The sequence below is a fragment of the Streptomyces sp. NPDC058674 genome, from assembly GCF_042716505.1.
Taxonomy (GTDB): domain Bacteria; phylum Actinomycetota; class Actinomycetes; order Streptomycetales; family Streptomycetaceae; genus Streptomyces.
Window position 1 is genome coordinate 16860 of sequence record NZ_JBHXSC010000023.1, and the last position, 14301, is coordinate 31160.

Annotated in this window: 13 protein-coding genes; 3 read left to right on the plus strand and 10 right to left on the minus strand. The window is 68.6% G+C overall.

Translation table 11 applies throughout. The annotated features are described in order from the left end of the window. Positions 1-115: 115 nt before the first annotated feature. Together ACFWU6_RS14565 and ACFWU6_RS14570 are read right to left on the minus strand one after the other, a co-directional pair. A complete protein-coding gene (locus tag ACFWU6_RS14565; RefSeq protein WP_383981086.1) occupies positions 116-280 on the minus strand; it encodes a hypothetical protein in 165 nt (54 codons plus the stop codon). Between the two features lie 300 nt (positions 281-580). Further along, entirely contained in the window at positions 581-991 is a 411-nt protein-coding gene (locus ACFWU6_RS14570) for a preprotein translocase subunit TatB (protein WP_383981088.1), read from the minus strand. Positions 992-1823: 832 nt separating this feature from the next. Here ACFWU6_RS14570 and ACFWU6_RS14575 point away from each other — a divergent pair. Further along, positions 1824-2165 carry an STAS domain-containing protein gene (locus ACFWU6_RS14575; RefSeq protein WP_383981090.1) on the plus strand — a complete coding sequence of 114 codons (342 nt, stop codon included), beginning with the start codon at positions 1824-1826 and terminating at the stop codon, positions 2163-2165. Positions 2166-2443: 278 nt separating this feature from the next. On the opposite strand, the gene ACFWU6_RS14580 is transcribed toward ACFWU6_RS14575, so the two are convergent. The 3 genes from ACFWU6_RS14580 to ACFWU6_RS14590 all read right to left on the minus strand — a co-directional run bounded on the left by ACFWU6_RS14580 (position 2444) and on the right by ACFWU6_RS14590 (position 4407). After that, the gene (locus tag ACFWU6_RS14580) at positions 2444-2710 is read right to left on the minus strand and encodes a hypothetical protein (RefSeq protein ID WP_383981092.1); all 267 of its coding nucleotides are present in this window, start codon (positions 2708-2710) and stop codon (positions 2444-2446) included. 244 nt (positions 2711-2954) lie between these two features. Beyond that, a complete protein-coding gene (locus ACFWU6_RS14585; protein WP_383981094.1) occupies positions 2955-3314 on the minus strand; it encodes an ATP-binding protein in 360 nt (119 codons plus the stop codon). A gap of 295 nt (positions 3315-3609) precedes the next feature. Further along, positions 3610-4407, minus strand: a complete 798-nt coding sequence (locus ACFWU6_RS14590; RefSeq protein ID WP_383981096.1) for a hypothetical protein — start codon at positions 4405-4407, stop codon at positions 3610-3612. 727 nt (positions 4408-5134) lie between these two features. On the opposite strand from ACFWU6_RS14590, the gene ACFWU6_RS14595 reads away from it, so the two are divergent. Further along, the gene (locus tag ACFWU6_RS14595) at positions 5135-5503 is read left to right on the plus strand and encodes an HNH endonuclease (RefSeq protein WP_383981098.1); all 369 of its coding nucleotides are present in this window, start codon (positions 5135-5137) and stop codon (positions 5501-5503) included. A 4-nt stretch (positions 5504-5507) separates the two neighbouring features. Here the strand turns inward: ACFWU6_RS14595 and ACFWU6_RS14600 are convergent, their stop codons facing one another. The 5 genes from ACFWU6_RS14600 to ACFWU6_RS14620 all read right to left on the minus strand — a co-directional run bounded on the left by ACFWU6_RS14600 (position 5508) and on the right by ACFWU6_RS14620 (position 11394). After that, the gene (locus ACFWU6_RS14600) at positions 5508-5936 is read right to left on the minus strand and encodes a hypothetical protein (RefSeq protein WP_383981100.1); all 429 of its coding nucleotides are present in this window, start codon (positions 5934-5936) and stop codon (positions 5508-5510) included. Then, complete coding sequence (locus tag ACFWU6_RS14605; RefSeq protein ID WP_383981102.1) at positions 5933-8029, minus strand: integrase; 2097 nt, start codon at positions 8027-8029, stop codon at positions 5933-5935. The genes ACFWU6_RS14600 and ACFWU6_RS14605 overlap by 4 nt, the downstream gene beginning before the upstream one ends. Further along, complete coding sequence (locus ACFWU6_RS14610; RefSeq protein ID WP_383981104.1) at positions 8026-8796, minus strand: hypothetical protein; 771 nt, start codon at positions 8794-8796, stop codon at positions 8026-8028. The genes ACFWU6_RS14605 and ACFWU6_RS14610 overlap by 4 nt, the downstream gene beginning before the upstream one ends. A 95-nt stretch (positions 8797-8891) precedes the next feature. Next, entirely contained in the window at positions 8892-9959 is a 1068-nt protein-coding gene (locus tag ACFWU6_RS14615; RefSeq protein ID WP_383981106.1) for a hypothetical protein, read from the minus strand. Continuing rightward, positions 9943-11394: a tyrosine-type recombinase/integrase gene (locus ACFWU6_RS14620; protein WP_383981108.1), complete on the minus strand. Its 1452-nt coding sequence runs from the start codon at positions 11392-11394 to the stop codon at positions 9943-9945. Before ACFWU6_RS14620 ends, ACFWU6_RS14615 begins: the two co-directional genes overlap by 17 nt. 1181 nt (positions 11395-12575) lie before the next feature. Here ACFWU6_RS14620 and ACFWU6_RS14625 point away from each other — a divergent pair. Beyond that, a partial coding sequence (locus ACFWU6_RS14625) for a tetratricopeptide repeat protein (RefSeq protein ID WP_383981110.1) occupies positions 12576-14301 on the plus strand: 1726 nt, incomplete at its 3' end.

The following is a 14301-nucleotide window of genomic DNA, read 5'->3' on the forward strand; positions in this document are numbered from 1 at the left end:
CGGTAGATACTGCCGCGGTCGATGGCCACCCGGTGTTTCTCGGGCGGGCGGACTTGCGCATTGAGGCGCGGCACTACGTTCTTTCACTCGGGATCGCGCCTTGCAGCGCTGCGCCTCAGGCGGCACGCCAGTAGTGGGAGGGGTCTCCCCGCCACTCCACCAGCTGTGGGTCATCGAGCACGTTGGCCGGCTCGATGACTCCTGCGGCTTCCAGGAAGACGATCAAGTCGTGGTCCGAGTGGGCCAGGCCCAGGACCTCCTCGCGCCCGTCACGGTGCATGGTGACCTGCCGGCCGCCGCTGGGATGGCACCGGTGCACGACGGATGGGCGCGTTCCGCATGCCTCCAGGGTGCGCTGCGGGGAACCTCAACGCACCCTCCCAGCTCTGTCAGAGGAGAACCTGGTTCCCGGCCCTGCGGGGCCGGCCTCGCCGCTCGGGAGCTACGGGATTCGGGATCGAGTTTCGGTGTACGTGCCACCCGGCCCCGAGCCTGTGGCGGCCGCCGGCGGGCCGGCTGCGGCCTTCGGCGGGGCGGGCAGAGGGGGGCCCGCCCCACCGAAGGCCGGGGCCGATCAGGGTCAGACGCAGATGCTGCCCGCGCAGATACCGACGTTCACCGGCAGGACGGCGATGCCGAACTTCGTCAGGTACGTGGTGATCGCGGCGGTCTCCAGCTTCAGGAGCTGCACGGCGATGGGGGCGTTGACGTTGTTGTCGGCGACGTTGGCCAGGGCCACCTGCAGGTCGTTGATCTGGGTGCCGTTCAGGACGTTGAGGTCTCCGACGTTCACGGTGGTGCCGTTGAGGACGTTGTTCACCGTGATCAGACCGGAGCAGTTGACGGTGTGGTTGGGGCCGCCGCCCACGTTGGAGCAGGAGTAGGGGTGCGTGGTGGTGGTGCCGGTCGGCTGGGCTGCTGCCGGCGCGACGGCCACACCGGCCAGGGCCGCGCTGAGAGCGGTGGCGGTCGCGAAACGGGCAAGCTTCACAGTCGTCTCCTTCACGATGGCCCACCAAGACCCGGACGGGCCGTGGTGGACGGGGTTCCTGCGGGGACGACGGCAAGTCTTCTGGGGCCCCGGGCATAGTCCAAGGGGCTATCCGGCCCGGCACCGGCTCGGCGGGCTCGCGGCCGTCCCGGCACCCAAGGTCCGCAGGCCATGACCTTGGCAGCCTGTAACATCACGAGCACTTATGGTCACTTTCCGGTCTGGTTTGCCAGACGGTCGGGAGCTCCTCCCCGTGCCTGCAGCGCAGGTCCAGACCGGAAGGAGACGGCGCGGCACCGGGCGTGTACCGGCCGCGTTCCATGCTTCAACCACGTCCGGAAACACACCGGACTTCCCGGCGGCCGGGCAACCACGAGTGAAGGCCCACCGGCGGTCTGCCCGAGACCGACTCGGCCTCGAACGGGCATGAGGGCGCCACCCCCGATCCAAGCGGCGGGTGGGCGGCGAGTCGTTGGTCTGCACGGTTCGGAGGCTGGCCGTCTGTCCCTCTCCCCAGCATCCCGAGGCGCGGGTGAGCTGAGTGCGTCCCGGATGTTCCTGCCCGGGACCATGCCCGGACCGCTGGGGCATGATGCCCTGGCCCCTCGGACGACCGTCCTCGCCTATGGGGTCAGAGAAGCGCAGCGGAAGCACTCCCGCTCTTGCCAGGTTCTGTTGTGGCGTACTGCACTTTGCGCTGACTACGAGACCGTCGCTTGTTCCCCGGAGGGCCAGCCGGTCGCGTAGGTATGTGAAGATCGGCGTGAGGGCAGCCTGTGGCTGCTCCGGTTCGGGGCTGATCGTAGCCACAGGCGTGAAGGGGTACATGGGCATGGACAGCGACGGCGTGCTGGTACTGCCCGATGAAGACGGCACACGGATCATCGTGTGCCGGGGCGATTTCGACATGGACACCCTCACCCCCTTCACCGCCGCCACTCAAGAGGCTGTGGCCGATGAGGCCGTCAGGCGGATCATCATCGACGTGGCGCAGGTGACCTTCGCCGACTCCTCCATGCTCAACGCCCTGCTGACCACACACCGCCGTGGATGCCTGATCCTCGCCGGCCCCCTGCAGGACCAGCTCGCCCGCCTGCTGGAGCTGACCGGCGCGGACACGGTCTTCACCGTCACGGGCAGCCTCGAGGCCGCCCGCGTCCAGCCCCTGCGCTGACCGCGAACCGCCGGGGACGTCGGGATGGGTTCCGCCGCCGGGGTGTCTGGGGCGGGTCCTCGCCCAGGCCCTGCGCCTGTACTCACCTGCCGGAGCGGGCGTAGCCTGGTGCTGTTGCGGCGGCGGGACCGGGGAGGTCATTCACCCCACCCGCCGCCGCACTCCACGGCCCGACGGTTCCCGAGTTACCCGCAAGCCGCCGATGCGCAGTCGGGCCCGGCTGGGGCGCACAGGTCGACTGGCCCCGCCGTCCGCGAGGCCCTCAGCCCTTCGCCCGGTCAGGGAGTGTCGCCGTCCCAGAGGAACGGTCCTGCGGGGTCGGCCTCGCAGGGGCTGTAGAGCGCCCGGCCGCCGGGGCCGAACAGGCCCCGGTCGGTGACCAGGAGTACGCCCTCCGCCCGCTCCTGTACGGACCATCCGGTGACGTCGAGCAGCTCGCCGTCGAGGGGGCCGCCCACCAGGCCCACGTACTGGTGCCCCGGGACCGGCTCGCACGGCCCGTCGTCGTCGCTGCCGTACACCCGCCGTGCATGCGTCTCACTCACCCCGCCAGCCTGCCCGCTGCCCCACCCCGACCACCAGGGAACGGGTGAATCAGGCGCCCGCGGCGTGAACGGAGCGGCGGCGATGCGCCGGAGCGCCGGCATCGGATCCATAGCCGGACTAGGCGTCGACGGTCCCCGCGCAGGTGACGGCCAACGCTGAGCGCGTGCCCCTACGCACCTTGCGGCCCGATTGCCAGTGAGCCACCACTTCGTGCAGCGGCAAGGCGTCAGCCCCCGAAGGGAGCTACCAGGGAAGTGCCGCGCAGATGGTCTTGCCGCCGTCCGGCATCGCCTTGATGTGGATTCGGGTGGCCAGTCGCTTGACCACGAACCATCCCCACCCCCCGGTCCCATCCGTGAGAGGGGTGCGGAGCTGGGGAAGCCGGGGACTTTGGTCGGTGACGCAGACGTCGACGGAGTCGTCGAGGAGTTCCAGGTGCAGGGCAGACGGGCCGTCGGTGTGCCGGATCGCGTTAGCGACAAGCTCGGCCACCACCAAGAGCACGTCGTCCATGCTCCCGACCTTGGCGGGGGCCCGCAGGCGAACTGCGCGAGCCAGGAAGGCACGGGTGGCGTCCCGTGCTGACGCGGCAGGCCGGCTCATACGGGACAGGGGATGATCCAGGACGGCGGTACTCACCTATTCCTCCTTCCACCCGGCGGGTTGTATGTCGCGCATGCCCCGCTGTGCGCACGGAAACCGAAATGCGGCCTGCCGCCTGAGGCCCGGGACGAGAACGCGGCCGACCGCGGTACGGGCACCGCGGTGTTCACAACGTCGTCCGGGCCGCGCAGGCCCTGGTACAGCGTTAGGCGCTGCCCGTGACAACGGTGGCGCGGAACTCCTGAGTCATCAGGGACGAGCGAAGCACCGGGCTGGCTGGGCCCGGCGCGCTGGCTCAGCCGGCGTCAGGGTCGTATCCGAGGCTCTGTAGGAGACGGCGGCGTTCGTCTTCCTCATGTTCAAGGAGTGCCGCCAGGACGCGCATGTCTCGTTGGGCAGTGATCGCAGCCTTGAGTACGGCGGCGAGGACGTCGGGCGGCAGGGCCTCGGCCTGGGTGGTGGAGGTGCCGCTGAACGAGCGGTGGTCACTGACCTTAGGCGGCGCGGTGGGTAGCCCGTAGTCGGCGATCTGCTGCTCGGTCACCGCCAGGCGCTCGAAGACGACCTCCGTTCCCGGGGCGTCCACGGCAGCGAACGCGGTGACATCCTCGGCCAGCGCGGAGAACAGGTGGACTCCGCTTTGGTCCCAGTCAGAGACGACGAAAACCCTGACCGCCCGGTGTCCGTCAGCAGCCGCCCGCAGCGCTGCTCCCCGTTTCGCCGGCAGCCCATTGAATCCGCTGCCCGAATACACAGGCACGCCGTACGGGTCGGCGACGGCGACAAGCTGTGGAACCATCCCGGCTGTCTCGCAGACGATCTCAAGCCGCACCGGTTGGCCGGCCTGGCGGTCCAGCCGGTAGTCCAGCGCCGCCTGGCGGAGCCCGGCCCGGAAGTCGTCGGGCCCCTCGTAGGCGACGGGTTCGGCGCGGATTTCGGTGTCGTCGCGCAGGGCCTCCCACGGGATACGGCCCGAGCGGCGGGCCATCCCGAGGAGTTCCACCGTTTGTTTGTATGTGCGCTCTTCCTTGACCAGCACGCCGTCGGAGATCAGCGAGTACCAGACCTGTTCTCCACCGTTTCGATGTCTCACGAGACACGGAACCGAGTGCGCTCTCCATGACGGTTCCGCCTCGCCAGTCTTGGTTGTCAGACCCGGCTGAGACAGTTCCCACGATGCCGTGCGCTGATCATCCTGACTGTGTGGTGAGGGAAGCGCGCTGAGGCCCGGTCAGGAGTGGGACGTGGAGCGCAAGTGTGTGGACTGCCAGAAGACCTTCCGCGGCAACGGACTGCGCTGCAATTCGTGCAACGCCCGGGACCGACTGTGCGTGCTCTGCAAGCACGTCTTCCATGGTCGAGAGGCAAAGTGTCCAGACTGTCGATCCATCGAACGAAATTGCACTCAATGCGGGAATTCATTCAAGGGCGACAAAAGCCGATGCTGGCGCTGCAAATCCAAGAAGCGCAAGTGTTCAAATTGTGACAACGAAGCCTACGGAAGTTCCTTGCTCTGCAACCCTTGCAAGGCAACCACCAAAAAATGCATTAGCTGTGATCGAGAGTTCCGTAGCCGCGGACGAAAATGCGGCAGCTGCCAGAGAGTCGTCCGCAACTGCACAGATTGCGGGAAAAGGATCACAGGCACCAATACTCAATGCGCGCCCTGTCGTGCCGTAGATCGGATCTGCGATGGCTGCGATCGCCTATTTCATGGGGTAACGAATCGATGCAAGCCATGTCGGGCGACCAAGCGAACTTGCAAGGGTTGCTCCAGATCATTTAGAGGCCATGACAATCGGTGCCCCAGTTGCTGGCGCATGCTCATCCCCGAAGCCGTTCGTTCCGCCATGGCCCGGGCCAGCACCAACCTGAGGCGTGCTCGAAAGAAGGGCGCGACTGTCACCGATCCAGTATCAGCTGAGGTGTATAGGCTGGTGCTTGCGTCGGGCCCATGTGTCTATTGCGGCAAGCCGCCCGAGCATGTCGATCATATTCGCCCGCTTTCACGGGATGGATGGGAGCACGAGTCGAATTTGGTTCCAGCCTGCGAGCATTGCAATCTGAGCAAGCGCGAGAAGCTGTTGTCCGAGTGGACGCCAGACAAGGTTCACCACGGTGTGATGAATTCAGTCAAGGTGGCGATCGAATACGCCCGACAGACAGGTGCAGAGTTGGTGATGAAGTAACCAGTCATTCACCCTGGGGACCGTTGAGCGAGACCACGACCCCTTTGCGCGAGCCAATAAGCTCGTGGAGTGCTGCATTGTCGTGATGCAGGGCCGCAATGACCGTTGCGGCCGCGTCGACCTTGGCCTGGAGCTCGGTGCGCTGGCGCTTGAGCCCTTTTACTTCGGCCCGCAGTTCGTGGAGTTCCTCGTCACGGCGGGCCTCGCCCTGGGTGCGGGAGCCGGTTTCTTTCGTCCGTTGGTCCCATTCGGCCAGGACGGCCCGGGCGCGGTTCATCGTGGCCCGGCTGACGCCGGCCTCCTTGTAGAGGTTGTCCTTGATCAGTCGGCCGTCGGTGCGGCGGGGGCGGCCGGCCAGGAGCCGGTCCATGGCCTCGCGCAGGGTCTTGGCGGTCGCGGCCGGGACGCCTTCGATCGGGTCGATGCTGGTCACGGCTCGTCCGCCTTTCGGATCACGTCTCGGACTTCGTTGAGTTGTCGGCCCAGTTGGTCACGCCGGCAGGGCGGCAGCTTGGGCGTGTCCAGGAGCTTGAGGAGGCTGTGCTCCTCCGACCGCCAAATCTGCAGGTGGTCGGGGGTGATGACGCTGTTGTGGCAGCGGCCGGGCTGGCAGCGGTCGATCAGGGGGCCGCGGTGTCCTGGCGGGGCGGTCGCCTGCTCCAGGCAGCGGGCGCCAGCGGGGTTGTTCTCGTCAAAGGTGCAGTGGTTGAGCTTGCCGAACCGCAGCGAGATCCGGGTCTTGCGCAGGAAGGTGTACTCGGTGCGCTTGTCGCCGCTCACCGCGGTGCGGGTGCAGTGCTCGGCAGCGGCCTTCTTGACCGCGTCAAAGGCAGTGCTGAGTCGTTCCGCTCCGGGGCCGTAGCCGATCGTCTCACCGTTGTGGTGCCGGTCGTAGAGGTCGCGCAGGCGCCGGAAGCGGGCCTCGTCGACGGCGGTGTCCAGGTGTTCGGCCCAGGCGATGTCGGTGCCCGCGTAGCTCTGGGTGGTGCGGTTGGCCAGGGCACGGGTGGCGGCGTGCTTGAGCTGGATGCCCAACGCGATCTCGGAGCCGGGTTCGGTTCCGACCAGCATGGCCATGGTTTTTCGGAACATGTGCGGGTTCGCCTTGCCCGGCGGGACGGCGGCCAGGCCAGTTTGCTCGCAGTTCTCGTTGACGTACCTGATGAACCGCTTGATCCAGTCCCGGCTGACGCTGAACTCGTGGGACTTCAGATCGGTACTGCCGCCGATGCCGGGGTCAGCGAAGACCAGGTCGGGGTGTTGGGACAGTTCCTCGGCGGTGACGATCGCGCGGGCAGCGGGTTCGATGATCCACCAGTGCTCCAGTGGCCGACCGGGGTCGAGCTTGCGCTTGCGGGAGACTACGGCGGGGGCACCGTAGTGCTCGACCACCGACCCGCGCGTGATCTCGCGAATCTCAGAATCGCGCATCATGCTGATCGCGGCCAGGAACGTATAGCAGGCCCCCCGCAATGCCAGGCACTCCTTGCGCAGGGCGGTGGCGTCCAGGCCCTGGTGCCAGGGGCTGCGGCTGCCGTCGGCGCGCGTCACCTCGGTGATGTCGTCGATGAAACTGCCGGGGCGGCCCCGGCCCTCGACGACCGCCGCGAGCACCCTCGCCCGCAGCCCGTCCCCTCTGGCGCTGATCGTAGCGAACGGTGACAGATCCACCCGGTAGCCCAATTTGAGCGTCAGCAGGTCCCAGTTGGGGCCCTGGGCCTGGGCGGTGCCGTGGTGAAGCGGGATCGACTTGCCCGGGTCGGCGAGCCAGAGGTCGAGCGCGGTGCGGAAATCGGTGCGGTCGCCCCTGGCCTCGGCCTGGAGCCGGCGGTAGGTGTCGCGGGCCCGCAGGATGTCCGCGCCGAAGGCGTCGGTGTAGGTCCAGGCTGCCTTGACCAGGGCGAACCAGACCGCGGGGGCGATGTTCTGGGTGGACAGCACCTCGCTCGGGTGGTCGTCCGCCGCCTGCCGGGCAGTGAGGCCGGGCCAGGGGTCCATCTTCAGGCCGCCACCGGTCAGCACCGGCCCGAGCTCGTGCAGCAGACGGACCACGCAGATGTAGTTGCGGACGGTCGCCGTCGAGCGCTCGCTGGCGACCTTCGCGATGAAGGCCCGGATGTCGTCGGCCGTCCACTGCCCGAGGTCCTCACTGCGACCGGTCTTCTTCGCCCAGGCGGCCAGGATTCGCAGCTCGGAGACCATGCCGGTCAGTGTGGTGGGCTGGAAGGGGTCGTGGTCCAGGGCCATGCCGTTGGCCTCCAGAGCCGGGTGGCGGGGGTTGAGCACCGCCATGCAGACCTCGCGGGCCCGCAGGTTCCAGACAGGCGACAAGGTGGAGAAGGTGACGGCCCAGATGTGGGGCGGGACGTTGGCGGGGCGTCGAACCGCGGTGAAGGGCCACTTCGCTGTGTCGCCGAAGTTCGGAACCGGGATGCCGGGAAGCAGGGGGTGGGACTGAATCACTGATTCGTCGTCGCGGAAGAACAGCGAGGTCCGGCACGGTGCGGCAGCAGGTTCAGGGGTCATGCGTCGAACTCCACGAGAGAGGAGAGCGGAAGCTGGAGCCGTAGGCCCTGCTCGGAGATCTGCTGATGGGCCGCTTCAAGCTCGCCGGCGCCCCGCTCGGCCAGGACCGAGGCGAGGTTCGTGCGGGCCAGGCCCCAGACCTGCTGGAAGTGCGGAGGGCTCAGCCGTTTCCGCAGACCCTCCAGATGGTCGGCGAACAACAGAAGTTGGGGCAAGTTGGAGGGCAGCACGAACGCGTTGCGGCACTCCAGACATCGCAGCGGGGCGACCGCGCAGAGTTCACCTGGGCGGTTGTAGGGCGAGTCGTAGGGATCGCGGCAGCTGGTGACGCCCATGTCTAACTCTCCCTGGCGGATCCGCTCAGCCTGATCAACCGTCAGCCCCAGGCCCTTCAATGCCTCGGGCCCCGCCAACGCCTCGACGGCCGGCTCGTCCAGCACGACCGGACCCTCCAGTGCTCGGTCCAGCCAGGTCTGCTGGGCGGTGGTGACGGTGCTCCCCGACAACACCCGCAGCGTCGTACCGTGTGCGTAGTGGCCCAGGAACGTCTCGGCGGTGTGGTCGTCGGCGATGTCGTTGACCATGCCGCGGAAAGCGACGGCCTTCTCGACCTTCACGGACTTGCGCAGGCGCCTGATGTCGAGTTTCCCAGCAACCTGGACGTTCGCCCGCTCGGCCCAGGCCGCCAGGCGGCCGTTGCTGTCGGTCGACTCAAAAGGTGCGAAGGTCAGTTCACCGCTTCCCACCCGCATGGTGCGTGGCAGCACGCGCGCGCAGGTGAACAGGAACGCGGGCCGGATTCCGCTGCGTCGGCGGGCCTGGTCGGTCGCGGCGGACAGGCGCTCCAGGATCTCCTTGACGTTCAGTCCGGTGCGGTCCGGGTGGGTGATGCGGCCGGCCTCGCCCAGGTCGCGGAACTCGCGTGAGCGGACCCTGTTCGCGCGGTGATCATCCGTAGCCTCACCCCGCCTGGGAGGTACTCGACGTCGTCCTCGGTGAGCCCGGTGACCTCCTCGGGGGTGTGCCCGGTGGACGCGACCAGCAGCAGCCGGAAGGCCTGCAGGTCGATATTGCGCGGATAGAGCAGGCCGGTCAGGGCCACGACCAGCTGATAGTGGGCGAGACGCGCGCTGAACCTGATGCCGGCCTGGTCGATGACCTCCCGCAGTTCAGCCGGCCATCCGTCGGACTGTGGCAGGTTCGCCCAGATCTCTGTCGCGGTCACCGCATCGTTGGCCAGCCCCCAGAGCAGGTTGGCCCGCTCCAGCCAGCCCCGCTCGGTCGGGTGGCCGCCGGCGGCGACCAGTTCCCTGCCCAGTTCCAGCCGGGCCTCCAGGGCTCGCACCTCCGCCCAGCCGGCCCGCACGATCTTCCGCTTCTCGGCCCGGGTGAACTCGTCGAGCTCCTTCATGCCCCCGGGTCGGACCGGGGCGGCCATCGTGGTCAGCCTCTGGACCTGCGGCGCTAGCGGACGCTCGCCGTGAAGGCCGCGGAAGCGGATCAAGGCCAGGAGAAAGCTCGCCAGGTAGTAGGGCCGCTGCGAGCCCTCGGCCCAGCGTGTGGGTAGCCGGCGCATCCACTCGCGGATGTGGAAGGCGGTGTCCGGAACCTCCCGCGCCAGCGAGCAGGCCGCGGCCTGGTCCCCGGCTGTCGTGTCGACGAACGCGCAGAGGTCTCGGATCGCCTGCCGGTAGGCGAATACCCCGGTCGGGTGCGGGCGGGCCACCTCGCCGAAGTCCGCCCACTCAGCCCCGAGTTCGTCCGCCAGTTGTCGGCAGCGGAACTCGCCGGGGTCCAGCTCGATCACCTGGACCCGGCCGCTTGCGCGGGCGGCCGTCACCCGCCACAGGCCGATGTGCCGGGCCTGCTGCACCGGCTGGGCGTTCGGGTCGGGCTGGAAGTCCCGGCGGCTCTCACCTCGTCTGGCCATCACGGTCCCCTTCCAGCAGATGGCGGGCGATCTCGGCGTAGGTGGCGCCGTCGCTGTCGGTCCAGGCCCGGAATGCGTCCTCGACGTAGTTCATCGGGTCGTCCAGGTAGGCGAGGTAGACGTAGGTGGTGCGGGGACTGGCGTGGCCCAGGTGCCGCTGGACCCTCAGCAGCGGGTTGAACGCGATGTGCTCGCCCAGGCTCACCAGCGGCCGGGGATCCTGGCGGCGGACATCGTGGGCCACCGCCAGCCGAGTCAGGTGCCGCAGCAGCTGCAGGGCCAGCGTGTGGCGAAGATCGTGGAATCGCCACGGTCTGCGCGGCAACAGCGGAACTTCTGCGTGCTCGGCATGGGCCAGCATCCGCCGCCAGGCGTGGCGCCGGACCCGGTCCCAGGACGAGGCGCTCAGCATCAGCCCGCCCTGCCCGAGGAACACCGCCAGCGACTCCAGCCCCCGCCCGCGGTCGCGGACCGTGATCGCCCGCAGCCCGGCGGGCATCCGCGCGATCGTGAAGGTCCGCCGGTCACCGGCCAGGACCCCGCTCATCTTGCCGGTCTCCTCGTCGATCCGGTCCACCACGAACAGGTCGCGTTGACGACGGCCCAGACGCGCCGCCGAGCGCTCGACGATCTCAGCCCGCTCCAGCAGCAGGTAGGTGTCCACCAGGTCCAGCGCGGCCGCCGGGACGTAGGCGTCACGTGCCCGCCCGTACTTCGCGCACGCCTCCAACCGGAACTGCACCGGCTCCTGGCCCCGGCGGGCGCCCACCGCCAGCTCAGGCAGCAGCACCGAAGACCACTCCCGCTTGCGCATCCCCGTCAGCAGCGCGAGCTCGGCAGCCGCCCGGCCCCGGTGCGGACACCAGCCCCGGAAGTCGGCGTCGACCTCCCCGTCCGGATCCTGTCCGCCCAGCCCCACGTCCCGGAAGTACAAGTACTGCTCGATCGACAGGTGGCGGACCTGCATCTGCCGCGCCATCCCGCTGCCGTACCGCTTCGCCAGTCGCAGCGGCCGGCGTGCCACCAGCTTCTGCTCGACCAGCCAGCCGTAGAGGCCGTTGACGGTGGCCGCCTCGCGGTCCCACGTCGACTCACCGATCGGAATCGGCTGCAGCACCTGTCGCTGACGGCGGTAGGCCACCAGGTCCGCCTCGGTCGCGGACACCACGTCGGTGCCCCGGTCCTCCAAGAAGTCCATCAGCCGCGACACCACGTAGGCGTACGACCGCATCGTCTCCGGATCCCGGTTCTTGTGCGCCAGGTGCCGGAACCACGAGCAGACCGGCTCCACCGGACGCATGTCCCGGCCCAGGAACACCGGAGTCCCGTCCGGGACAACCCGGCGGTCCAGCAACTCGACCGCCCCCGACGACCCCGCGGGCAACATCCCTGCGTACCGGTCGACAAGAGGCCGCTTCACGAAGTACAGGTCCAACTTCCCTCCTGGTACATCGATCCCAGGACTGAGAAGAGCAGGACGAACGAAAACGATCTAGAGCTCAGAGATCAAACCACTCATTGCAGTGAGAGCCGTGAGACACCCTCAAACTATGCAGAGAAGACCTGCCTCAAGGTCACCTTGAGCGGTGCGTACCCGTCCACGATCTCCCGAGCGCGGTCCACGACGAGGGGCCACCGGATCCGTTCACGCGCCATACCGGTACATGTACCCCTGGGCGCCGCCGGCCCCCGGACACGGGACAGACCTCTTCGTCCGGCTATCGCGGACAAAGAGGTGTCGTTTTCCGAAGGGGGCTTGCCCACAGCATCTGACCTGCACAAATGCAAGATCACCGGATTCGGGGGGTCCCACTCCCGGTCACACCTTCGGTCCCCCGCCTAGTGCAACCGTGCAGACAACCCTCCAGCCGCCCTCCGGTGCAACCCCCCGCGAAGGATCAGCGGGAGGGCTCCCAGGCTTTGTGCCTCGCAGCGATAGATGTCACCTCGCAGCGCAAACCGTCACCGCCTTCGAGGTCGATCTGTGTGATCGGCCCTGTGTTGACCCATGCCGACGGCCTCTTCGCTTTTTGTTCAGCGACGGAGGGGCGCGGTACTCACGCGGCAGTTCGACAAATCCAGGCCCTTGATCTTGTGGGTGGAGGAGCATGGGGTCATGAGGGCTTTGTGGTGGACCTTGGCTGCGGCCGGGATGGTAGCTGCGGTCACGTTGTTGGTCTGGGTGTCGGCGGGAGACCTTGAGCGGTCCAGTCAGGTGTGGGGGGTGGCCGGGGCCGTGGCCGGACTGGGCGCGCTGGTGGTGGGTCTGCTGCAGCTGCGGGCGTCGGCTGCGGCGGCCGCGGTGGTGCCCGTTTCGTCGGTGCGGGCGGACGGCGGCGCCATCGCCGCAGGCGGCAACGTCAGCAATGCCCATGCGCGGGACACTTCTCCGTCTGCAGGTAGTGCGCCGGCGCCTGGCGCCGGCCCGGGGATCTCCGCGACTGGAGGAGCGATCGCTGCCGATGGTGACGTGGACGGGTCGACCGCGCAGAGGGGAGTGTGAAGCTCCCACGCTGGGGGCAGTCCCCCGGCAAGGGGAGCCCGCCTGCGACCGACGGACCGTCGGTGTACGCCGACCGGGGGTCACTCGCGGCCCGGGGGGACATCCTCAACTCGGTGGCCCTCTACGTCGAGAACGGCACGATCTTGCCGCAGGAGGCATACGGTCCGATCGCTGACGTGCAGGCACCCGCCGGGTTGTGCAATGCGCCTGCCACGAAGCTCTTCGTCGGCCGGGCCGAGGCCCTCACCCTGCTGGACGCCGCATTCGCGACACCTGGCGAGGTCGTCGTGCAGGCCGTTCACGGTCTGGGCGGGATCGGTAAGACGAGCCTGGCCGCCCACTGGGTCCGGCGGCACCACACCGGCAACCCCCGCTGGTGGATCACCGCCGACAGCCCCGAAGCCATCGACGCAGGTCTAGCCGACCTCGCCCGTTCGCTCCAACCCGCGCTGGCCGTCATGCCCCCCGCGTTCCTCGTGGAACGCGCACGTCAATGGCTGACCGCCCACGACCACTGGCTCATCGTCCTGGACAACGTCGAACGCCCCAGCGACATCACCGGGCTGCTCGACCGTGTCGGCACGGGCCGCTTCCTGATCACCACCCGTCGCGCCACCGGCTGGCACCACACCGCCACCTCCGTGCGCCTCGACGTTCTCGCTCGGAACGAGGCCCTGGAGCTGTTTACCCGCGTTCTCACCGATGGTGCGGCCCGCGACACCGTCGGCGCGGCCGAGGTTTGTTCGGAACTCGGCCACCTTCCACTGGCCGTGGAACTGGCTGCCGCGTACTGCGCCGAGACCGGCACCAGCCCGCGCGACTACCTCGACATGCTCGCCCACCGGACCGCCGCGACATTCGCCGCCGGCATCGAGGACGGGGACCCCGACCGCACGATCTCACAGGTCTGGCGCATCACACTGGACAACCTCGCCACCACCCCCCTCGCCGTGGACGTCCTGCGAATCCTGGCGTGGTACGCCCCCGACCACATCCCCCGCAACCTCCTCACCCCCCTCGCTGACTCACCCGAACTCCCCACCGCGATCGGCCGGCTCACCGCGCACAGCATGATCTCCGACAACCACGACGGCACCCTCGCCGTCCACCGCCTCGTCCAGACCCTCGCCCGCACCCCCGACCCCGCCGATGCCCACCGGCAACCCGAAGCGGTCGACCAGGCCCGAAACCACGCCGCCGCCCTACTCGCGGACGCCTTCCCCTCCGACATCGATGACCCGGCCAACTGGGCGACGTACCGGGTCCTGCTCCTCCACACCGACGCCCTCACCAGCCACCAGACGCCCGACCACGACACCGTCCACACGGCCCTGGCCCTCAACTACGCAGGCAACTACCGAAGCGGACAAGGCGCACTCACCCCCGCCATCGAAGACTTCCTACGCGCGCTGAGTACCTTTGCGCGGCTGATGGGTGATGACGATCCCCACACGTTGGGCGCCCGCAACAACCTCGCGGGCGCGTACGAGTCGGCGGGGGATCTGGGGCGGGCCATCCCGATGTACGAGCGCACCCTCGCCGACAGTGAGCGAGTACAGGGTGATGACCACCCCGACACGCTGACCTCCCGCAACAACCTCGCGGGCGCGTACGAGTCGGCGGGGGATCTGGGGCGGGCCATCCCGATGTACGAGCGCACCCTCGCCGACAGTGAGCGGGTGCTGGGCGCCGGCCACCCCGCCACGCTGACCTCCCGCAACAACCTCGCGGGCGCGTACGAGTCGGCGGGGGATCTGGGACGGGCCATCCCGATGTACGAGCGCACCCTCGCCGACCGCGAGCGGGTGCTGGGCGCCGACCACCCCGACACGCTGAGCT

Excerpts from the sequence above, each read along its gene's own strand:
- ACFWU6_RS14575 (WP_383981090.1), top strand. The coding sequence starts at position 1,824 with ATGGACAGCGACGGCGTGCTGGTACTGCCCGATGAAGACGGCACACGG.
- ACFWU6_RS14595 (WP_383981098.1), top strand. The coding sequence starts at position 5,135 with ATGCTCATCCCCGAAGCCGTTCGTTCCGCCATGGCCCGGGCCAGCACC.
- ACFWU6_RS14585 (WP_383981094.1), bottom strand. The coding sequence starts at position 3,314 with ATGAGCCGGCCTGCCGCGTCAGCACGGGACGCCACCCGTGCCTTCCTG.
- ACFWU6_RS14605 (WP_383981102.1), bottom strand. The coding sequence starts at position 8,029 with ATGACCCCTGAACCTGCTGCCGCACCGTGCCGGACCTCGCTGTTCTTC.
- ACFWU6_RS14565 (WP_383981086.1), bottom strand. The coding sequence starts at position 280 with ATGCACCGTGACGGGCGCGAGGAGGTCCTGGGCCTGGCCCACTCGGAC.
- ACFWU6_RS14615 (WP_383981106.1), bottom strand. The coding sequence starts at position 9,959 with ATGGCCAGACGAGGTGAGAGCCGCCGGGACTTCCAGCCCGACCCGAAC.